Origin of the sequence: Streptosporangium roseum DSM 43021 (assembly GCF_000024865.1) — a bacterium.
Classification (GTDB): domain Bacteria; phylum Actinomycetota; class Actinomycetes; order Streptosporangiales; family Streptosporangiaceae; genus Streptosporangium; species Streptosporangium roseum.
This window is the reverse complement of sequence record NC_013595.1, coordinates 5,428,646-5,448,600: the sequence shown is the minus strand read 5'-3', so window position 1 is coordinate 5,448,600 and position 19,955 is coordinate 5,428,646. Positions and strand designations below refer to the sequence as shown.

The following is a 19,955-nucleotide window of genomic DNA, read 5'->3' as shown; positions in this document are numbered from 1 at the left end:
GCGAAGATGAACTGCCGGTGGATGTTCAGCCGTCCTGGGGCTGCTCCAGCGGGAGAAGCACGCGGAAGGTGGTGCCGCGGCCGGGGGTGCTGGTCACCTCGATCCGGCCGTCGTGCGCCTGCACGAGCGCGGCGGCTATGGCCAGGCCCAGTCCGGTTCCGCCGCTGTCGCGGGAGCGGTCCGGATCGGCCCGGTAAAAGCGGTCGAACAGGTACGGCAGGTGCTCGGGATCGATGCCCTGCCCCTCGTCTCGCACTTCGAGTAGCGCGGCTCTGCGGTGGGGGGCGGGTCCGGCCCCGGCATGCACGACGCCGGGAGCCGGAACCCCGGCAACCGCTCGCGGAGCGACGGTGAGGCCGATCTCGGTGCCCGAAGAGGTGTGCTGGATGGCGTTGCCGACCAGATTGGCGATGACCTGATGCAAGCGGCGCTCGTCGCCGCGCACGAACACCGGCCCGTCGGAGATGATCAGCCGGATCGGCCGCTCGCGATCGCGAGCGCGAGCGGCGTGCACCACATCTCCGGCCAGCACGTGCAGGTCCACGACGCTGGGCTCCAGCGCGGGCTCCTGGTCCAGCCTGGCCAGCAGCAGCATGTCCTCCACCAGGACCCCCATGCGCTCGGCCTCGGCCTCGATTCTGCGCAGCAGCCGCTCGGCCGCCGGGTCCCTGGCGTCCTGGCCGTGATGGTAGAGCTCGGCGAAGCCCCTGATGGAGGTGAGCGGGGTGCGCAGTTCATGGGAGGCGTCGGCGACGAAGTGCCGCAATCGCCGTTCGGAGCGCTCGGACTCGCGGAGCGCGGTGGCCAGGCGCTCCAGCATGGTGTTCAGCGCGCCGCCGAGACGGCCTGTCTCGGTGTCGGGGTCGGTGTCACTGACCCTGCGGTCGATGTCTCCGCCCGCGATGGCCTCGGCGGTCTGCTCCATGCGGGTCAGCGGGCGCAGGCCCAGCCGTACCACGGCGAAGGCGAGCGTGCCCAGCAGCAGCAGCACCAGGCTGCCCGCCGCCGCCTCGATGACCAGGAGCTGGTGCACGGTCGCCCGGTTGGGCTCCAGCGACATTGACACGGTCAGCCTGGTGCCGTCGGGCAGGTTCCTGACCAGCACCCGCCACTGACCCGTCCCCGTGGCGGGCACGGTGATGGGGCCTTGCGGGATGGTGGATATCGCCGCGGCGGGGATGGCCGGTCCGTCACCGTTCTCGGCGGGCAGGCTGCGCAGCAAAGTCCCGGAAGGGCCGTAGAAGGCGATCTTGAACTGTGTCGGGAGCTGCACGGACTGCCCCCTGTCCACCGGTGGCGGCGGCGGAGGCGGGAGCGGGCGCCGGCCGAAGGTGATGGCCGTCTCGGTCAGCTGGGCGTCTACCCTGGACAGCAGTGAACGCTCCAGCAGCAGCACACTCGCGGTGGCGAACGCCGTCAGCCCGACCGCGCACAGACCGAGCAGCGCGGCCAGCAGCCGATGCCGCAGGGGCCAGGCCCGTCTCACGAGGACCCCTGCAACCGGTAGCCGACACCACGCAACGTGTGGATCAGTGGCGGGCCCTCTGCGTCGATCTTCCGCCGCAGGTAACTGATGTAGGACTCCACGATCCTGCTTTCGCCCTCGAAGTCGTAGTCCCACACGCGGTCGAGGATCTGAGCCTTGCTGACCACCCGCTCGGCGTTGATCATCAGGTAGCGCAGCAGGCTGAACTCCGTCGGCGACAGGTGGATCGCCCGCCCTGCCCGCCGTACGGTGTGGGCCTGCTCGTCGAGCTCCAGGTCGGCGTAGCGCAGCACGCCGTCGTCGACCTGCTCTTGCGCAGGCCGCATCCTGCGCATGATCGCCCGCAGCCGCAAGACCACCTCCTCCAGGCTGAAAGGCTTGGTCACATAGTCATCCCCACCGGCGGTCAGCCCCGCGATCCGGTCCGACACCGCGTCCTTGGCGGTCAAAAAGAGCAGCAGGGGGCTGTCCCCGGCTTCGCGGAGCTTGCGCGCGACCGTGAACCCGTCCGGAGCGGGCATCATCACGTCCAGCACGATGATGTCGGGCCGCTCCCGGGCCACCGCCTCCAGCGCCTGGCGGCCATCCGCAGCGGTCCGCACGGCGAAGCCGTTCAACTCCAGGGCCTCAGACAGCAGCTCGCGAATGTTCGGCTCGTCATCGACGACCAGCACCTTCACGGCGGGTTGTTCGTTCACGACATCGTTCTACCTGCTCGCGGTGAAAGAAAGGTGAGAGCGACCGGTCGAGCACAGACGGCCCTGTCCAAGAGCGCCCGACAGAATTGGCTCTGCTGTGCTTTGATCTCTCGCTGTAGCGACGTCGAGAGGGGTGGGCGGGCTGCGCGGCTGAAGCCGTGGGAGGTCAGTGACGAGTTGTGGGCGGTCATCGCACCGCTGCTGCCCGAACATCAGCGTCGCGCCCGCCGGCCAGGGCGTAAACGGCTGGATGACCGCCTCGCGCTGCAGGCATCTTGTCCGTGCTCTCCACCGGCATCGCCTGGAAACACCTGCCGCAGGAACCGGGGTACGGCTCGGGCATGACCTGCCGGCGGCAACCGCAACGATGTCACTCAGCTGGTGCCGCTGTCGGAGGCGATCCCGCCGGTGCGCGGCAAGCGCGGACGGTCCCGCCGACGGCCTGAGTCGAGGACGGAGGAGGCGGCGGCCGCTGCCGGATCATCGCCGCCACGCAGCCGTTCGAGGGCCGCGATCGCCTGGTCGCGGCTGGTATCACCGATGAGCAGCTCGACCGCGATCCGGAACTGAACACCCCGATCACCTTCGACGGCCAGCCGCGTCAGGAGCGCCGCAGCTGAGGCGCCCAGCGCGGCCCGCGCCCGGACTCGAAGATCGTTCTGCAAGACATCCACCCGCGAGGTCCCTCTGCACCTGCGGCGATGTACTCGCGCGGGCCGTTTCTGCCATATTCCGGTGGCACCCCCACTCCGGATCGCATTCCGGTGGCACCCCCACTCCGGATCGCATTCCGGTGGCACCCCCACTCCGGATCGCGACCAGCAGGTCCTCAAGCGCGTTCCAAGATCGCGACAAGCTGAGTGCAAGACCGCACGCGTAGGTTCGCCCCTCGTAGAGTCCGATCTCCTCCCGGGAGAGATCACATATGAGGAGTACAGCCTTGCAGCGGTTCCTTTTCGTGGGCGGCGCCATGCTCGCCACCGGCCTGCTGGCCACCTGCCTCACCGGCACCGCCCGGGCCACCGGCACCTGGGCGAGCGACCCGCTGAACGGCAACGGCGACGCCGTCGCGGCCATCGGCTTCTGGATCGCCAACGGCTCCGCGGCGTTGAAGCGAGCCGTCCCCTTCGGGCCGGAAACGTACACGCCCAGTACGACCTGGGGCCCCGCGCCCACCCCGGACGGCGCTCCAGGCTCCGTCGCTCCGGCCGAAGCAGCGGGCACCGTCCCCGGCTCCGGCACCTCGGAGACCATCACACTGCCCAAGACCATCGGCAAGGTGTTCTTCATCGACAACCAGGGCAAGGAGCGGTGGTGCTCGGCCACCTCGATCCAGTCGGCGCACCGCAACGTCGTCGCCACGTCCGGCCACTGTGTGTACGACCCCGCCGCCACCGGCCAGGTCATGGCGGAGTGGGTCTTCATCCCCGGCTATTTCGACGGCAAGACCCCGTACGGCATCTACGCCGGCAAGCAGGCCTGGACCCACGCCGCTTTCGACGCCGCCGAGGACTACAACCGGGACTTCGCCTTCGTCAACGTCTATGGCGGCCTGCGCGTGACGGGAAAAACCCAGGTCACGGCCGCGGAGTACGAGAGCTTCACCGGCGTGAAGTGGACGGCCGCGGACGGCCGATACTACATCGCCACCTCGGAGAACACCGGCCGTCTCTGTGACGTCGTCGGCGGGCAGGGGCTGGCCTGGAACCAGCCGGCCGAGCAGGTGACCCTGGCCTTCGGTTATCCGGCAGCGCCGCACCCGAACGGCATCAAGCCCTACACCGGCGCGTTGCCCAAGTACGTCTACGGCCGGCCGGCGAACCGTGCCTACCTCTCAGCGGACCCGGTGATCGACGAGCACATCGGCATGCTCGGCAACTGGACTCCGGGGGCCGACGGCAGTCCGTGGATGACCCGGTACGACAACACCACGCGCCTCGGGTACGTCTCCGGCGGCGTCAGCCTCTTCGTCGACCAGGACCGGGACGGCGGCTTCGACCTGATCACCTCGCCGTACTTCGACGGGGAGACGGCCGCCGTCTATCAGCAGGCCGACGCCGTCCCGTCGGGGAGCGTCCTCGGCCCGAACGTCAGCTGATCCGCCGGTGGCGCGTCCTGCGGCCAAGGCAGGAGGACGGCCGTGCCGATCAAGAGCATTATGGCCTGTCGCAGCGGCTGCACCTCTCGGATGAGGAAGCAAAGAGAATCGGCGTCATGCCGAATGGCAGACCGGCACCAAAGGGAATTGAATTCTGGAAATCAACCAGCGATAGTCGGATTCGGATTCGGGTTCTGATGGTGGGACTGCGTAAACAGTGCTGCATGTGACGACCCGTACGCCGGGAAAAGGGACTGCACGATGTGAACTCTTCCTTGTCGCATCCGCCCGGATGGTGGTCGACGCCCGATACCTTCAGCGCAGATGTACAATCAGGCGTTAAGGAAAGCTGATTTTATCGGTCAGCGGGAGGCGGACATGTCAGATCAAGAGAGCGGCCGATCGGATCCGGTGTGCGATCCCGCCAATGTCGACCTTCCGAAGCTAATCATTGAAGTGCGTGCAATAATTATTGGGTTCGTTCCCGAAACGGGGCTGATTATTCAGGAGCAGCTGCAATACTGGGAAGAGGAAGAGGGCATTCCGGTAACGCTTTATGAGCACGTAGGGTATCTGGCGAGTGTTCTTGCATCCTCAATTGAGGAGCGAAATGATGAGCTGACCCGCAGAAGTCTTCAGGCGGTGGAAGAGCTACTGGGTATACCGTCACCTTATCTGGAAGAGGCTATCGATGCCCAGACGGTCGAACCTTTTCCTGATCTACTTCTTGGGGTGCGTGAGCTTTGTGGGCCAAGGCTCCTCTCCATCCTCGAGAACGCGAACTCTTGTGAAGGATAAACAAGACGCCCCTTTGGGGGCGGTTAGGGAAAATGTGTAGCGAAGGTTTACGTCCCGTCGATGCGGAGGGTGTCCCTATGGGATTCGTCACGCGGCCGCGGGCTTTCGGGTGTGGTTCTTCCGGCGAAGCCGGTAGAGCTTGCGGTCGCGGAGTATGGCGTAGGTGACGTCTGAACGTCGACGGGCGAGGCAGATCGGGGCGGCGTTGTGTTCCTTGCCCTCGACGCGCTTCTTGTCGTAGTACTCCCTGCTCTCGGGGGCGGACAGGGACGCGAACGCGGCGAGGACATGGCCCGTTTCAATGCCTTGTCGCCGCCCTTGGGTGGGTGTTCACCCTTGATCGAAGGACCGGAGCGGCGGGTCACCGGGGCTCATCGGGTGATCCCTCAGGAGGTATGCCGGGTGCGGCGTTGTACGGCGGCGGCCAGGCGTTGGTCGATCTTGCCGGCGGGGGAGAGGTCGAGGCTGTCGGGGTGGGCGTAGACCTGGGGGGTCTCCGGGCTGGCGTGCCTCCGCTTGACCTTGACACGGTGACAAGGTCTTCACTGTTGCCCAGGAGGTGGTCCCGATGACCATGCAGAAACTGGACACGGATATGATTCGAGCTTTCCAGGGGCTGGAGGACAGTCGCTCGTCAGTGCGGCTGCGGACGGCGATGGCGGTCGGCACGACCCCTGACCCGCGGTTCATCGACAAGCTCATCGAACGATGCGCGATCGAACCCGAATTTCACGTGCGCGAAATGCTGACGTGGGCACTCACCCGCCACTCGGCATCCATGACGGTCCCAGAGCTTCTCAAGGAACTCCGCTCGGAGCGCGCGCAGGCACGGAGCCAGGCGCTGCACACGCTGTCCAAGATCGGGGATCGGCAAGCGTGGCCGGCGATCACCCGGGAGCTTCTGTCCGACGCCGACGATGAGGTGGCGCGGAGCGCATGGCGGGCAGCGGTCGCGCTCGTGCCCGAAGGCGAGGAGCCCGAATTGGCCGCAGTATTGTCGACACAGCTCGGCCGTGGCGAACGTGAGATGCAGCTGAGCCTCAGCCGGGCACTGATCGCGCTCGGTGAGGTGATGATGCCAACCCTGCGCGCTGCGATGACGGATCTCGACCCGCGCGTGCGCACGCACGCGATCGCCACGGAACGGCTGTTGCGCGACCCGGATGCCGGATTCGAGTTCGCGATCGAGGAGGCCAAGCGCGTCGTAGCCCTCGGCAGTACCAGCCAGGAGGAGTGATAGGCCGTGTTGATCGGTGATGTGGCACAACGGTCCGGGGTCAGCGCCCGCATGCTCAGGCACTACGACTCGCTCGGCCTGGTGCGGCCAACAGGCCGCACCAACGCCGGCTATCGCGAGTACTCCAGCGAGGACATCCAGCGAATCTTCCATATCGAGAGCCTGCGATGCTTGGGCCTGTCGCTACGTGAAGTCAGCCGCGCGCTCGATGACCCCGGCTTCACACCCTCGGAACTCGTCGACGACCTCATCCGCCAGACGCGAGAACGCATCACGGCTGAGACGGAGCTGCTCACACGCCTACGCCGGATCGACGCCGTAGAACCCGCCGGCTGGGAGGACGTCCTCCAGATCGTCGCACTCCTGCAGGCATTGGGGTCAAAGAGCGCCGGAAAGCGCCAGCGCGCGGCCTTGTCCTCAGCCGACGACGCCCCGATGCCGGTGGAAGCACTGGTCGAGGCAGCGCTGAACGAGACGGACCCGAACGTCGCCGGAGCCCTCCGATGGGCTCTGGCACGATCGGGCGATGACGGCCTGGCGCTGCTGGCCGAGGGCCTCGGCTCACCAGCGGCCGAGGTGCGCAAACGCGCCATCCAGTCCATCGTCGAGATTCCGAACGGCCAGGCGACCGCCCTGCTGAAAGACGCCCTCACGCACCCCGACATCGTGGTCGGCAGGTATGCGGCTCTGGCACTCGGGACACGCGGAATAGCCGAGGCGGTCCCGACGCTCATCGATATGGTCATCGAGGGGACGAATGACGTCGACGCAGCCGATGCCCTGAGCGCGCTGGCGAGCCGTCCCGCGTTGACGGACCAGATCGCCACCGGGCTCGTTGATCGCCTCACCCACGGCAGCGTTGAACCGCCTGCACGCCGACGGCTGACACAAGCCCTCGCCGACATCCCGGGAACCATAGCGTCACGAGCCCTCGCGGATCTGACACATGACGAGGACCGGACCATCGCGCTTACCGCGACCTACATCCTCGGGATACGCAACGCACAATGACGGATCTTTCCAGGGGGTGCTGCGCGCGGCGCCGGACCACGAGGGCGCTGCCCTCGCAGCGGACGTGCCGATAGCCCGCCAACCAGCGGCACCCGATCGCTGACTGAGATCAATGCCGCGCTCGACATCCCTGGCCGCGCGGACCTCACAGTCTGTACTGCCATGCGGGCGTCACCGATGACCTGCTCGTCCGCGACCTCACGGGCGTTGACGACCCCGGTGGACTGTCCGGCCTGGGGATCGAATGCATCACCCGACACGCTTTGAGCGTGCCGTGGATGCCTGCTGTGCACCGACATCAGTCATTGCCCCCGCCGCAATGGTCGGGGTCGTCATAGCCCCTCTTACTCACGTTCGGCCAGTAGGCCGCGAGCATCCGTGGGCGCCGGCCGAGGCCGGCTCCCCGACCACGCGACCCTTGCCCTTGCCGCCGTTGTCGTGGGCGTCGTTGATCTGGATGGCGGGCCGGTCGGTGCCATGAGGACTGCCGGGCGACGGCTGGAAGAGGCCGATCCACACCCGCAGCGTCGGCAGATCGGGGCGGGAGCTGGTCCAGCGCACGTTGCGGTAGCCGGCGTTAGCCCGCCGGACGAAGCCGTGCTCGGTGAGCAGCTCGGCGACTACGAGTGGACTTCGTCGTCCACCGCAGCGGCGACATTGGGTCCCCACGCTCGTCCGGCTCGACCAGCACCGGCAACGCCGGCCGCAGCCCGGGATCGAGCTCGATCAACCGCTTATGGCCTCCGCCTGGACGACGCACCCGCCCCAACGGTTCGTCACCGGCCTCCAGTCCGGTCACGCCCAACGCCACCGTCGCCTCCCGGACCCCAGCAGCGCGGGCGCAGACTCAGGCGCTGCGTGACACCGGCCTGGCCGATGTCGCCCGGAAGGCAGGCGGTGACCTCCTCGGATACGTCATGACGGCGGTCGGGAACGGCGTGGAGCGAGGTGAGGTCGAGCCAGGTGTCGACGCCGTACTCGCCGCCCGAATGATCCTCGCGACCGCAGGGCCTGGCCGATCAGGTCGCGCTCTCGGGCGCGGACGCGTTCTCGGCACCGGACGTGCTGCGCCGGGTCATCGCCGCGGTGTTCGCCGGGCGCCGCGATTCTCACGATCGCTGATCGTCATCACTGAGGCGTGGGAGGGGACAGCCCCCCAGAAAACAATATGGTCGCACTGCTATCGTAGCAATATGGGCATATTGCTACGAAGTGTCAGCAGCTTCGCCCGAAGCCCGTTCCGCACCCCGGTCAGGGAGCACACCTGATGACCCAGCACGTGACCGTACAGCTGAGCAGTGGCGCCATCCGTGGCCGCAGACTCGATGGACACCTCTCGTTCAGGGGGATCCCCTATGCCGCGGCCCCGGTCGGAGAGCGGCGATGGCGGCCACCCGCGCCGGTCACACCATGGTCCGAGGTCCGGGACGCGACCGCGCCAGGCAACCCCGCGCCGCAGTTGGCTCAGTCGTTCGCCGACGTCACCGCGGTCGATGAGGACTGTCTGACGCTGGACGTCACCGTGCCGGAGGCCCCGGGCACCGGGCGCCCGGTGATGGTGTGGCTGCACGGCGGCGGCGGGACGAACGGGACCGCCGCCACCTACGATCCCCAGCGGCTCGCCGTCACCGGCGACGTCGTCGTCGTGGCTCCGAACTTCCGGCTCGGCGTGCTGGCGTGCTTCGGCCATCCGGGCCTCGCCGACGGGGGAACCTTCGGTCTGCAGGACCAGCAGGCCGTCCTGCGCTGGGTGCAGCGGGAAATCGCGCGATTCGGCGGCGACCCGGAGAACGTGACCCTCTTCGGAGAGTCGTACGGGGCTCTTATGGTCGCAGGGCATCTGGTGTCGCCCGCGTCGGCCGGGCTGTTCCACCGGGCGATCCTGCAGAGCGCGTTCGCGGTGACGGGTTCGACACCGGCGCACACCTTCATCCCCGGTGTCCCCGCGCTCCCGCCGAGCTGGATTCCGGCGGCCGAACTGGACCAGCTCGGCGCCGCGACCGCCGTCGAGCACGGGTGGGTCACGCCGGGCAGTGATCCCGATTCGGCGCTCGCCCAGCTCCGGCGGGTTCCGGTGACGGACCTGCTCCAGGCCTCGGACGCCTTCATCAGGCCGGCCTTCGGTGGACCCACCCTGCCCGAGTCGCCGGAGGAGGCGCTGCCCGCCGGGCGCTTCCACCGGATACCGCTGATGCTGGGCACCACGCGCGATGAGGCGCGCTTCTTCGTCGGACTCTTCGCCGACCTCGCCGGCAACCCGGTCACAGCCGAGAGCTACCCACGCCTGCTGACCGAGGCGTTCGGTGCCGCGGCGGAGGAGATCGCCACACGGTACGCGCTCGACCGCTTCCCGACACCGAGCCTCGCCTGGGCGCAGATCTGCACGGACCGGGCCTGGGCGCGTCCCGCCTGGGAACTGGGCCAGGCCTTCGCCGCGTACACCGACACCTGGTTCTACGAGTTCGCCGACCGGGACGCCCCGCCGATCGTGCCCCTCCCAGGGTTCCCGGCCGGCGCCCAGCATTCCAGCGAGTTGGTGTACCAGTTCGACTTTCCCGGCGGTCCGCCGCTGTCGGCGGCACAGCGCGCGCTCGCCGACCGGATGAACCGGTACTGGACGGCTTTCGCCACCTCCGGTGATCCGGCCTGCGCCGACCTGCCGGCCTGGCCCGGCGTCGGCGCCGGCCACGTCCAGTCCCTGGCCCCCGGACGGATCGGTGGCACGGACTACGTGGCCGAGCACGGCCTCGACTTCTGGGCACATATGCCCTGAGCGTCGTTGCCCTTCAGGCGCAACAGCGGGCGCGTCCTCGCCTGGTGAGCCGATGCCGGCCAGGCGAGGACGCGCCTTCGAAAAGGCCCTCACCACCGCTGTTCTTACAGCACGGCTCGCGGCAGGTTCTGCGACAGAGTGATCTTGCTGACCCGGCGGCCGCGGTCGAGGCGTTCGACTGTCCCATGTGTGAGGCGCCGGCCGGGAGCACCTGCCGGACCCGCGGCGGGAAGGTCGCGCCGCCGTCGCGGTCAAGGAAGGCCGCGAAGCCTGGTGCGGGGACGCCTGCTGTGCCGTCCCTGCCGCCCCCCTCTCCGGCGGCACCGTGACCGGGGGAGCCTTCCTCAGCCTCGGCTACGCCCTGATCTGCCGGCGCCGTCTCAGATCATTGCGTTAGGAGTGGTTACACTCCCTTCCCCGCCGGCCCTGGCCGTCCGGCCTTCCGAGGTGAGGTCGGCCGGTTCAGTGGTGTGACGGGTGTCCGCCGGGGAGGGGCAGCGGTGCGGCGGCCTGACCAGGGTCGAGGACAAGGAACTGGCCCATCATGCCCTGGTCCTCGTGGTACAGCATGTGGCAGTGGAACATGTAGGGCCGGTGGGGGTCGGCGTAGTCGGCGAAGCGCATGATGAGTCGCATCCGGGTCCCCGGCGGGAGCAAGACGGTGTCCTTCCAGCCCGACAGTTCCGGGGGCGGCTTGCGGTCGTCGACCGACAGGACCTGGAACTGCACGTCATGCACGTGGAAGGTGTGCAGGGTGCCGTCGCCACTGCGCACCTCCCAGATCTCGGTGGTGTCCTTGCCGACGCGCGCGTCGATCCGGCGCGGATCCATCTTTCTGCCGTTGATGTGGTGTTCGGCGAGTTCGAAGGTCCGGGTGCGGACGGCCGTGTGCGCCGGTAGCGGCGGTAGGGCGGCCAGGTGGTCGGGCAGTTCGGGCGAGTTGGTCAAGGTCGGGGCCGCGCGCAATTCCAGGACGTCGAAGCGGTCGGCGCCGCCGTCGCGTTGGACGAGGCCCGCCCCGGTGGCAGGGGAGGCGCTGCGGAGCACGACCCGTTCTCCCGGCGTGAGGGCGACCACGATCTCAGCGCGTTCGCCGGGGGCGAGCTGGACGTGGCGGGTGCCGTGCGGGGCGCTCAGCAGTCCTCCGTCGGAGGCGATCTGGGCGAACGGGCGTCCGTCGGCGAAGGCGAAGTCGTAGACGCGTGCGTTGGAGCCGTTGAGCAGCCGCAGCCGGATCCTCGTCGTGGTGACCTCCAGGTAGGGGCCGAGGATCCCGTTGACGAGCAGGTGGTCGCCGAGGAAGCCCGTGGTGCCGGACATCGGTTCGTCCGGATCCAGCCTTCCCCCGTCCAGCCGCCGGTCCTGCACGATGAGCGGGACGTCGTCGATCCCGTACCGGTGCGGGAGGCCGGGAACGGGGTTGTCGTCGACCAGGAACATGCCCGCCAGCCCCCGGTAGAGGTGGCGGGCGGTCCGTCCGTGGGGGTGCGGGTGGTACCACAGGGATGCGGCGGGCTGGTCGATCGTCCAGGTGGGGGACCAGGTCGCGCCGGGTTCGATCGGCTGGTAGGGGCCGCCGTCCATCTCCGGTGGCAGGTGCATGCCGTGCCAGTGCAGGGTGGTCGTCTCGTCCACCCCGTTGGCGACGTTGACGAGCACGCGCTCACCGCGCCGTGCCCGCAGCGTGGGGCCGAGGTAGTCGCTGTCGACGCCCCAGGTGGATGACGGACGGCCTGATACGAACTCACGCTGTCCGGCGCGGATGCGCAGATCGAACACCCGGCGTCCGGCGGAGTCGAGCCGCGACGGGGCGAGCGGTGGAGCCTGGAGCCGGTTGGTGAACGCGACCCGGCCGACGGTGTCGACCCGGTCGCGCACGGCGGCCACCAGCAGCCCCGCGGCCGGCACCGCCACGGCGGACGCTCCGAGCAGTCGCAGCGCATGCCTCCGGGTGAGGTTCATGACACGGCTCCGGCGCCGACGTCGGGGTGTGTCCGCCCCGCGGATCTGACCTGCGTCAGCAGCAGGACGCTCGCGGCGAACATCAGGGCGCCGATGGGCACATGCAGCTCGCGCACGTGCGCGTAGCCGAGGGCGGCCTGCACCAGGGCGAACACGAGCATGGGCAGACTCCTGAAGATGAGCCGCGGGGAGCCGCCGCCCGGCCGCCAGGCCAGGACGGCGGCGAGGAGGTTGAGCAGCACGGCGAGGACGACGGCTCCGGCCATGACGCCGTGCGCCGTCCGGCCGGCAGGCACCGAGGCCAGCAGGAGGCCGGCCGTCACCACCTGCGCGAAGAGGACCGCCGATTGGAGGAGGGAGGTGGCGCGCATCAGGCGCAGCGGATCGCGGGTGTGCCGTTCGGGCATGGAAGTCCCTCCAAGACGGGTGCGTGAGGCGGTCAACGGGACTGCCTGACGCCGCGGCGCCAGACGTCGGTGATGGAGCCGGTGGCGGTGATGTCTCGCGTGGGGTCGCCTTCGACCAGCACCAGGTCGGCGCGGAGGCCGGGGGCGATCCGGCCGCGGTCGGTCAGGCCGAAGTGGCACGCGGGGAGGCTGGTCGCGGCGGCGAGCGCCTCTTGCGGGCTGAGCCCGGCCTCGGTGAGAAGGTGCAGTTCGCGGTGCATGCCGGCGCCGTGGGCGGGCGCGAACGGGGTGGCGTCGGTCCCGGCGAGCAGGGGCACGCCGGCTTGGCGCAGGGCCCGCAGCGCGCCGACGGCGTTGGCGGAGCTGCCGGGACGGGCGCAGTCGGCGGTCTCGAGGTGTTGAGCGGTGATCGCCTCGAAGTAGGCGAGCGTGGTCACGACGAAGACCCCTTGGGCGCGGACCCGCTCGGCCAGCCGCTGCGAGGCCGGGTCGTCCTGCGCGAGGTCGGTCCACACGTGGGCCAGTCCGTCGACGCCGGCGTCCAGCGCGATCGTCGCTTCGGATGCGGTGATCGCATGGGCGATGACCCGCAGTCCGGCGTCGTGTGCCGCCGCGGCGAGGGCGGCGGCGATCTCCGGCGTCATCACGGGGAGGTCGGCGCCGTGCACCGTACCGTCATCGATGACGATCTTGAGGTAGTCGGCTCCCTCGGCCAGCCTGGCCGCCACGAAGGCCGGTGCCTGCGCCGGATCGGAGACGAAGTCGATCGCCGTCGCGTCGATGCCGTCCAGGACGGTGCCGGCCAGGGCCGCCAGCAGCTGGGTCGGGTGCCCGCCGGGCGCGGTGGCCAGGGTGCCCGCGCTGCGAAAGTCGGCCACGTCGTCGTTCTCGGCGGCCAGCCGCCGCTGCCGCGGCAGCATCTGCGGGAGGCAGAACATGTCGAGTTCGGTGGTGACCCCGTAGCGCAGGGCCTCGGCCAGGCTGCCGTCGAAGACGTGGGTGTGCGCGTCGATCAACCCGGGAAGGAGCGTCCTGCCGGCCCCGGCGACCTCGACGTCGGCGGGATGGCCGGCATCGGTGCCGACCGAGTCGATCCGATCGCCGTCCAGCACCACGTCGGCCGTCGCGATGGTGCGCTCGCCGTCGAACACGCTGACGTCGCGGATCAAAGTACGCATCGAACATCTCCTGTGAGTCGGAAATCTTGAACGCCACCACAGAGGGATGCAGGCCGCCGGCTGTGACATCGCCACAGGGAATCGTGGTTTGAATCACATTTCAGGCGTCCATGTCACACTCACGACATGACGGGGCTCTTCGGTCGCGACAGATGAGGAGGTATGCCATGACATCGACCCCACCCCACGCGACCGGCGACGCCGTCACCGGCACCACGAAGCGCAACCCGTCGGCCGAGGCGATATGCCCGCCGGCCCGGCACCGGACGATGTCCAGCTCGGTCTGAGCCGAGATGGGGCGGGCATTGGCCGCCGCGATCGTCTCGCCGCGCAGATGCCCCTGATCCACCTGCAGCAGCCGGGCCCGGGTCAGGGCGGGCACGTTTGGTTTCTCGATCGGGACCAGGCCGACGTTGCACGCCTCGGCCACGATCAGCGCGGCCAGGCTGACAGGGACAGGCAAGCTGACGTGCAACCGGTTTCCGTGCACGAGGTCCCAGCGCCTGAATGCACGAGCGATGATGCCGCAGAGATTATTGATCTACACTGTAAAGGCGACCGATGGGGCGTGTCCTGGCCGGCGCCAACCGCCACGACTCCCCGCCGCTCGCCCCGCCTCTGGATCGCCTGGACGACCTGGGGGTCCATTGCCCAACGACGTCACCGTGCACCTGGACGCCGGCTACGACTCGGACAAGACCCGCACTCTGCTCAACGAACGCGGCCTCCATGGCCGCCTCGCGCGCAAAGGCGAGAAGGCGCCCATCCAGGCCAGTCGACGTTGGCACGTCGAACGCACCCACGCCTGGCAGAACGCCTTCTACCGGATCGCCTGCTGCTACGGGCGGCGCGCCGTCGTCGACGCATTCTTCGGCCTCGCCGACACGATCATCACCGTGTGCAGTCTGATCCGGCAGGCACGGACGCCCGAATCGCCGACCATGACCGCACCCCTATCCGTACGGCCTCCTACAGTCCCGGGTAGAAGCCCGGAGAGCCCAGCTGCTCGAACCAGCTCGGTGGCTCAGGCGCGGTGAACGCGTTGGCCATCGCGTCCAGCCAGGCGCCGAACGTGGGGAAGTCTGGGGTGGAGTTGGCCAGGTCCTCCCAGTCCCCGCCCTCAACGTAGCGTGCGCGCCCTTCCTGATCGTCGTAGTGGTGGTAGTAGACCGGGTATTCGCCGTCTGCGTCCGGCTGGGTGACAGCGAAGCACCAGACCGCCTCGTTGTCTGCGTCGGCGAGGGCGAAGCCGACCAGGTGGTTGGTGGACAGCCACCGGCCGTCGCCGCGGTCCACATGCTCGGGCATATGCACGAGATCGGAGTTCAGCTCAACGATGGCATCGTCACCGACGACGACGAACTCGATGTACCTGTTGGATGAGACGTCCCAGCGCTTACCGGCAAAGGTGTTGTGCTCGGCGAGGAAGGCCCGGTAGCTGGGCGGAGCCGTCCAGTCGACGGTTCCGAAATGGGGCTTCAGCCCTGTCTCGCGGTCGCGGACGGCTTCGGCGGAGGCGGGCTCCGACGCCGTGATGATGACCGTTCCGGATTCGGCGGCGCGGTGAAGGATTGCCAGGCTCTCGTATATCGACATCGCGGTCCTTGATCGGGTGATCGTACGGCTACGTGGGCGTGGCCGTACACCTGTAGGTGCCTGATTGTGGCCGATGACAGCAATCGGCGGGATCCGTAGAACTACACAAGGCGATGACGTATTCAATTACGCAGAGTCACGTTCGAGAACCCCGGCAGCCCGAGTGGGCAAGACCAGCGGCAGCAGCCGAACGGGATCGGTGAACCAGCACGCTCCCCAGATCGAGTAGATCGCCTCCCACCGCTGGTCGGCGGCGGCGAGGTGGTCCAGGACGTCGGCCTGGACGGAGCGGACGCCGGGCAGGTGAGCCCACCGGGTGCGGGCTTGTGCGCAGTGGGCGGGGGAGAAGTCGACACCGGTCGCCCGCACCCCGCGGCCGGCCGGCGCAGCGACCGCGTTGCCACGACCGGAGCCGAGCTCCAGGGCGGTGGCGGGATGGCCGAGGATCTCCGGTCCGGTCGGCGTTCATCGCGGGCTGCCCTCGTCCACGATGGCGATCACGCTCCCGGAGGCGGATTCGTTGGAGATCGCGTGGTTCGGGCGGCCCGGCGCGCGGGAACGGTTCCGGGTCGTCGTCGCCGGGCTTCACCTGGACGCAGCCGAGCTGAGGCAGGAGGGTGGCAGTGAGGCTCGATCAAGGACCACTCGTCATCGGTGAGGTCTCCACGCGCCATGGCGATGGGGAAACCGAAGCGCAGGCGATCCCACCGATCTCAACTCCATACAGGCCCTGGTTCGCTTGACGACCCCGGATAACCATCGCGTCGACGTCATAGCCCCCGTCGAGTGCTGACCTGCGGCGACGTAATCCTGTGTACCTGGTGGTGCGACTCTTGCCGACACCCCGAGTGGCGGGTGGCGGTCGCCGGTGAGGGCCTTCTGATCTCTGCGACGTCGACTCCCACCGGCAGGAACCGCAGAGCTCGCTCGGCCGCCACAAGATGACCTATGGCTGTTCGCCGCCCGCCACAGCTGATGTCACTCCGGCCCGTCTGTCGCTCAGCCGGGGAGCAAGCTGCCACCCCTGAGCAGCTCGGTCCCGCGGCGAGCGATCTCCTTCGACGACAGGTCTTCGGTGTGGGTCAGAAAGACCCACAGGTGTCCGAACGGGTCCCTCAGCATGGCCGATCGGGCTCCGTAGAACATGTCGGTCGAAGGCTGGAGCAACTCGGCGCCGGCACGGACAGCCTGGTCGCTGAGCGTGTCCACGTCATCGACGTAGACATGGAGGCCCACCGTCGAGCCGCTCGCGGCGCCAGGAGCTTTGAAGGGGCCATCCGCGTCCCCGACCATGACGATCGAGCCCTTGATGCTGACCTCGGCATGCGCTATGCGACCTTCCGGGTCGGCGATGCGGAACAACTCCTCGCCACCGAACGCCTCAGCGTAGAACCGGATCGCCTCGGCGGCGCCCTCCACCATGAGGTGCGGAATCGCAGCATATCGATAACGCTCAGGAGCAGCTTTCATGTCACAGATCCTTTCGGGCAGCTCTTGCCGGATCACCGTAGAACCTCAACTAAAGATGAGGTCAACTTGGATATGGTCCCGATCTCCAGCCTCCTTGCACCGCGTCCGCCGCCGAACGTGGAGAGGGATCGCGGCAGTCGGGACGGTTGACCTCAACGCCGCTTGAGGTTCTAGCGTGGCCCGCATTCCGATCCCGACGCTCAGGAGAATCATGATGCGGATCAGCACGACATTGCCCTTGACGCAGACCGGCGTGCCCGACATCGCGATGGCGCGCCATCTTGAGGATCTTGGCTACGATGCGGTCGGCATGGCCGATCTCATCGTCGGCGACGGGACACCGGGCTTTGACGCCACGCTCGTTCTGGCCGGGGCCGCGACGGTGACTGAAAAGATCGGACTCGAGTTCGGTGTGCTCAGCCTTCCGTCGCGCCCCACGGCATGGGTCGCCACACAGGTGCAGACGCTCCAGCATCTGTCAGGCAACCGCGTTGTCCTCGGCGTCGGGATCGGAGGTTTCCCGGGCTCGCCGTTCTGGCGTGCGGTCGGGGCGCCGCTTCACGGGCGGGGGCGCTGGACTGACGTGGCGCTACAAGCGTTGCCGGGCCTCATCCGTGGCGAGCCCACCAAGCTGGGGGACCAGGAGATCACCCTCGGCCCCGCTGCTTCGGTCCCGCAGATTCTCATCGGCGGGAACTCCGAGGCGGCGATGCGCCGCGCCGTCCTTTACGGTGACGGCTGGGTGCCCTCCCTGGTCAGCCCTGCGACTCTGGCCAAGAAGGCGATACGGCTGCGCGAGATCGCCCATGAGTTGGACCGTGCAGTCCCGTCGATCTCCGTGGGAGGTCACGCAATCCTTGTCGACAACCCGGCTGCCGTCGAATCCTTCACTCAGGTTCTCGTGGAGATCCATCGCATGCCGCCGGCGGAGGCGGCGGCCGTCCCGGTCACCGGCAGCCCGGCACAGGTGGCAGAACGCCTCCAGGCCTACTCCGAGGCCGGGGCCGACATGGTCGGGTTCAGTCTCGACGGCGGGGACTGGATGCGGCAGGCGGAGGCTCTCGCCGAGGCCAGAGCGGAGCTGAGCTGAGCCATGCCGGGAAGGCGGCAGCGCCTCCACGCCTCGCATGACCGCCCCCTTCCCGCAGCCATGATCACGACACCACATTCCGCGGGCACGGGGCGAGGAACCGGCGGACAGCCGTTACCGATGAGGCCGTATTCCGGTCGAACCCCTGCAGCGCCAGCGGCAGCCCCATCGCCGCCAGGGCGGCCACACGGCCGGGGCCGGCCGTACCGGCATCGCAGCCGCGAGGTCCAGGGTACGGAGTCGATCTCGCCGCGGAGACCTCCGGTGGTCCTAGGTCCAAGGTCCCGGGCCATGCTGACCGGTTGTCCGATGCCGTGGACCGCGGCGAGCGGCATAGTCGTACCGAAGACAGCGCAGAGCACGCAGGGAGGGGAGGAGCGATGACCGGACCGGACGGACCGAGCCCGGGCGCCGCCCATCCCAGTGCCCTCAAGGGGTGTGCCAACAAATGTCCGCCGGTCCCGGTGCAGCCATGACAGGCCACCGAACCATGCACGGACGAAAGGCACACCCATGTCCACAGCTCAGTCCCCGGCCCGCAGCCGACGGCTGGGATGGAGCCTCGCGCTGCTCGCGCTCGGGCACCTGATCATCAGCCTCGACTTCACCATCATCTATGTGGCCCTGCCCGACATCGCCGCCGATGTCGGCTTCACACCGCACACCCTGCAATGGGTGGTCACCGCGTACGCCGTCCTCTACGGAGGCTTCCTGCTGCTCGGCGGTCGGCTGTCCGACCTGATGGGACGCCGGCGGATGTTCGTGCTCGGCATGGCGCTGTACGGCGTGGCCTCCGTGCTGGGCGGCCTGGCCACGGCGCCGGCGGTGCTGCTCGCCGCGCGCGCCTTGCAGGGCCTCGCCGGCGCGGTGCTGTTCCCCGCGGTGCTGGCCCTGGTCAACACCGCCTTCGCCGAAGGCAGGGAGCGCAACCGCGCGCTGACGGTCTGGGCCATGGCGGGCGCCGGCGGGCTCACAGCGGGCTCACTGGCCGGCGGGGTGCTCACCCAGGCCCTGGGCTGGCAGGCCGTGTTCTACGTCAACGTCCCGCTGGCAGCCGCGGGCGCCGTCGCCGCCTTCGCCCTGCTGCCCCCCGACGGCCGCGTCACCAGAGGAAGCGTCGACGTGCCCGGAACCCTGACCGGTACCGCGGGCATCACGCTGTTGATCTTCGCGGTCGCGCACGGCTCCGAGGTCGGCTGGGCGCGGGCCGAGGTGATCGCCGCGGCCGTTCTCGCGGCGGTCCTGCTGGCCACGTTCCTACGCGTCCAGGCCCGCGGCCGGACGCCGCTGATGCCGCTGCGGCTGTTCCGCAACCGCGCGCTCAGCGGAGCGGTCGTGGTCATCCTCGTCTTCGGGCTGACGATGCAAGCCGTGCCGTACTTCCTGACCCTGTACTTCCAGGACGTCCTTGGCTTCAGCGCCCTGGAGACCGGATTGGCGTTCCTTGGCCCGACCCTATCGATCACGGCCGGCAACTTCCTCAGCGAGCGGCTGATCCACCGCTTCGGCACCCGGAGCACGCTGATCACCGGCATCGTCGTCAACGCCGTGGGCGCTGCGCTCCTGGCCCCCGGCATGCACGCGGACGGATCCGTCCTCACCGTCCTGGCCGGGGTCGTCGTCATCGGTCTGGGCATGGGCATCACCTACGAGGCCATGTGGATCGCCGCCGGCACCGGCGTCTCGGCGGACGAACAGGGCCTGGCCTCCGGGGTGGCCTCCACCGCGCTGCAAGTGGGAACCGCCGCGGGTCTGGCGGTTCTTGTGGCTGTCGCCAACCACGACATCGAAGGGCTGGCCGGGCAGGCCCTGCGCGCCGCCTCCGCCGAGGGAATGCGCGCCGCCGTCTACGTCCTGGGCGCCGTCATGCTGACGGCCGTCCTGGCCGCCCTCAGGCTTCCCGGTCCGCGTGCCCAGGTCGCCGCAGCCGCGTCCCAGCCCGTGCCCGACCCGGACGCCGCCGACCTGCGCCCCGCCGGCTGACGGCGTCCGCGGCTCCGGCGTCCGGTCGCCGCCGCCGCCCCACCTCACCTCGTTGTCCGCGGCTCCGCAGGGGCATTCCGCCCGGCGCGGGTCGGGGTCGGCGATCGGGGCGTGGGCAGTGGCCGGGGGCGGGGGCGGGGGTGACGAGGGTCAAGGACGCGTTGAGCA

General features: G+C 68.9%; 18 protein-coding genes and 3 pseudogenes. 8 read left to right on the top strand and 13 right to left on the bottom strand.

The annotated features are described in order from the left end of the window. Window positions 1-25: 25 nt before the first annotated feature. From SROS_RS23805 to SROS_RS51130, 3 genes are all read right to left on the bottom strand, one after another. Window positions 26-1,486, bottom strand: coding sequence for a sensor histidine kinase (locus tag SROS_RS23805; protein ID WP_012891464.1), 1,461 nt, complete (start codon window positions 1,484-1,486; stop codon window positions 26-28). Then, window positions 1,483-2,184, bottom strand: coding sequence for a response regulator transcription factor (locus SROS_RS23800; protein WP_012891463.1), 702 nt, complete (start codon window positions 2,182-2,184; stop codon window positions 1,483-1,485). Before SROS_RS23800 ends, SROS_RS23805 begins: the two co-directional genes overlap by 4 nt. A 374-nt stretch (window positions 2,185-2,558) precedes the next feature. After that, window positions 2,559-2,858, bottom strand: a complete 300-nt coding sequence (locus SROS_RS51130) for a hypothetical protein (protein WP_169369364.1) — start codon at window positions 2,856-2,858, stop codon at window positions 2,559-2,561. A 266-nt stretch (window positions 2,859-3,124) separates the two neighbouring features. On the opposite strand from SROS_RS51130, the gene SROS_RS23790 reads away from it, so the two are divergent. Both SROS_RS23790 and SROS_RS49845 read left to right on the top strand, forming a co-directional pair. Beyond that, entirely contained in the window at window positions 3,125-4,282 is a 1,158-nt protein-coding gene (locus SROS_RS23790) for a trypsin-like serine peptidase (protein ID WP_245564238.1), read from the top strand. Window positions 4,283-4,606: 324 nt separating this feature from the next. Then, entirely contained in the window at window positions 4,607-5,080 is a 474-nt protein-coding gene (locus SROS_RS49845) for a hypothetical protein (protein ID WP_148269178.1), read from the top strand. A gap of 87 nt (window positions 5,081-5,167) precedes the next feature. On the opposite strand, the pseudogene SROS_RS53135 reads toward SROS_RS49845, so the two are convergent. Continuing rightward, window positions 5,168-5,451: pseudogene (locus SROS_RS53135) on the bottom strand (IS110 family transposase); the annotation flags it as partial. Between the two features lie 197 nt (window positions 5,452-5,648). On the opposite strand from SROS_RS53135, the gene SROS_RS23785 reads away from it, so the two are divergent. Then, complete coding sequence (locus SROS_RS23785) at window positions 5,649-6,317, top strand: HEAT repeat domain-containing protein (RefSeq protein WP_012891461.1); 669 nt, start codon at window positions 5,649-5,651, stop codon at window positions 6,315-6,317. Between the two features lie 6 nt (window positions 6,318-6,323). Beyond that, window positions 6,324-7,328 carry a HEAT repeat domain-containing protein gene (locus SROS_RS23780; RefSeq protein ID WP_012891460.1) on the top strand — a complete coding sequence of 335 codons (1,005 nt, stop codon included), beginning with the start codon at window positions 6,324-6,326 and terminating at the stop codon, window positions 7,326-7,328. Between the two features lie 348 nt (window positions 7,329-7,676). Here SROS_RS23780 and SROS_RS49840 read toward each other — a convergent pair whose 3' ends face one another. Then, the gene (locus SROS_RS49840) at window positions 7,677-7,997 is read right to left on the bottom strand and encodes a hypothetical protein (protein WP_169369362.1); all 321 of its coding nucleotides are present in this window, start codon (window positions 7,995-7,997) and stop codon (window positions 7,677-7,679) included. Then, window positions 7,951-8,169 (bottom strand): annotated as a pseudogene (locus SROS_RS47740) (ISAzo13 family transposase); the annotation flags it as partial. The pseudogene SROS_RS47740 and the gene SROS_RS49840, both read right to left, overlap by 47 nt. Before the next feature lie 426 nt (window positions 8,170-8,595). On the opposite strand from SROS_RS47740, the gene SROS_RS23775 reads away from it, so the two are divergent. Then, window positions 8,596-10,101 (top strand): carboxylesterase/lipase family protein, encoded by a 1,506-nt coding sequence (locus SROS_RS23775; RefSeq protein WP_012891459.1) that lies wholly within the window; start codon window positions 8,596-8,598, stop codon window positions 10,099-10,101. 462 nt (window positions 10,102-10,563) lie between these two features. Here the strand turns inward: SROS_RS23775 and SROS_RS23770 are convergent, their stop codons facing one another. The 4 genes from SROS_RS23770 to SROS_RS23755 all read right to left on the bottom strand — a co-directional run bounded on the left by SROS_RS23770 (window position 10,564) and on the right by SROS_RS23755 (window position 14,111). Then, a complete protein-coding gene (locus SROS_RS23770; RefSeq protein WP_012891458.1) occupies window positions 10,564-12,063 on the bottom strand; it encodes a multicopper oxidase family protein in 1,500 nt (499 codons plus the stop codon). Beyond that, window positions 12,060-12,470, bottom strand: coding sequence for a hypothetical protein (locus SROS_RS23765; RefSeq protein WP_012891457.1), 411 nt, complete (start codon window positions 12,468-12,470; stop codon window positions 12,060-12,062). The genes SROS_RS23770 and SROS_RS23765 overlap by 4 nt, the downstream gene beginning before the upstream one ends. Window positions 12,471-12,502: 32 nt before the next feature. Then, complete coding sequence (locus tag SROS_RS23760) at window positions 12,503-13,648, bottom strand: amidohydrolase family protein (protein ID WP_012891456.1); 1,146 nt, start codon at window positions 13,646-13,648, stop codon at window positions 12,503-12,505. 100 nt (window positions 13,649-13,748) lie between these two features. Beyond that, on the bottom strand, window positions 13,749-14,111 hold the full coding sequence (locus SROS_RS23755; protein WP_169369360.1) for a Tn3 family transposase: 363 nt from the start codon (window positions 14,109-14,111) through the stop codon (window positions 13,749-13,751). A 95-nt stretch (window positions 14,112-14,206) separates the two neighbouring features. Here SROS_RS23755 and SROS_RS47730 point away from each other — a divergent pair. After that, window positions 14,207-14,574: pseudogene (locus SROS_RS47730) on the top strand (transposase); the annotation flags it as partial. 43 nt (window positions 14,575-14,617) lie between these two features. On the opposite strand, the gene SROS_RS23750 reads toward SROS_RS47730, so the two are convergent. The 3 genes from SROS_RS23750 to SROS_RS23740 all read right to left on the bottom strand — a co-directional run bounded on the left by SROS_RS23750 (window position 14,618) and on the right by SROS_RS23740 (window position 16,714). Continuing rightward, the gene (locus SROS_RS23750) at window positions 14,618-15,244 is read right to left on the bottom strand and encodes a hypothetical protein (protein WP_043652778.1); all 627 of its coding nucleotides are present in this window, start codon (window positions 15,242-15,244) and stop codon (window positions 14,618-14,620) included. Between the two features lie 126 nt (window positions 15,245-15,370). Next, window positions 15,371-15,667 (bottom strand): class I SAM-dependent methyltransferase, encoded by a 297-nt coding sequence (locus SROS_RS23745; protein ID WP_281048036.1) that lies wholly within the window; start codon window positions 15,665-15,667, stop codon window positions 15,371-15,373. Between the two features lie 576 nt (window positions 15,668-16,243). Continuing rightward, entirely contained in the window at window positions 16,244-16,714 is a 471-nt protein-coding gene (locus SROS_RS23740; protein ID WP_012891455.1) for a VOC family protein, read from the bottom strand. Window positions 16,715-16,889: 175 nt separating this feature from the next. Here SROS_RS23740 and SROS_RS23735 point away from each other — a divergent pair, with 175 nt between their 5' ends. Beyond that, entirely contained in the window at window positions 16,890-17,804 is a 915-nt protein-coding gene (locus tag SROS_RS23735; RefSeq protein WP_245564237.1) for an LLM class flavin-dependent oxidoreductase, read from the top strand. Window positions 17,805-18,317: 513 nt separating this feature from the next. Next, window positions 18,318-19,787 carry an MFS transporter gene (locus SROS_RS23730; protein WP_012891453.1) on the top strand — a complete coding sequence of 490 codons (1,470 nt, stop codon included), beginning with the start codon at window positions 18,318-18,320 and terminating at the stop codon, window positions 19,785-19,787. Window positions 19,788-19,955 lie beyond the last annotated feature (168 nt).

Bases quoted from the DNA above. Each gene is read 5' to 3' on its own strand.
- SROS_RS49845 (WP_148269178.1), top strand. From the start codon at position 4,607: ATGTACAATCAGGCGTTAAGGAAAGCTGATTTTATCGGTCAGCGGGAG.
- SROS_RS23785 (WP_012891461.1), top strand. From the start codon at position 5,649: ATGACCATGCAGAAACTGGACACGGATATGATTCGAGCTTTCCAGGGG.
- SROS_RS23775 (WP_012891459.1), top strand. From the start codon at position 8,596: ATGACCCAGCACGTGACCGTACAGCTGAGCAGTGGCGCCATCCGTGGC.
- SROS_RS23770 (WP_012891458.1), bottom strand. From the start codon at position 12,063: ATGAACCTCACCCGGAGGCATGCGCTGCGACTGCTCGGAGCGTCCGCC.
- SROS_RS23765 (WP_012891457.1), bottom strand. From the start codon at position 12,470: ATGCCCGAACGGCACACCCGCGATCCGCTGCGCCTGATGCGCGCCACC.
- SROS_RS23760 (WP_012891456.1), bottom strand. From the start codon at position 13,648: ATGCGTACTTTGATCCGCGACGTCAGCGTGTTCGACGGCGAGCGCACC.
- SROS_RS23750 (WP_043652778.1), bottom strand. From the start codon at position 15,244: ATGTCGATATACGAGAGCCTGGCAATCCTTCACCGCGCCGCCGAATCC.
- SROS_RS23740 (WP_012891455.1), bottom strand. From the start codon at position 16,714: ATGAAAGCTGCTCCTGAGCGTTATCGATATGCTGCGATTCCGCACCTC.
- SROS_RS23730 (WP_012891453.1), top strand. From the start codon at position 18,318: ATGTCCACAGCTCAGTCCCCGGCCCGCAGCCGACGGCTGGGATGGAGC.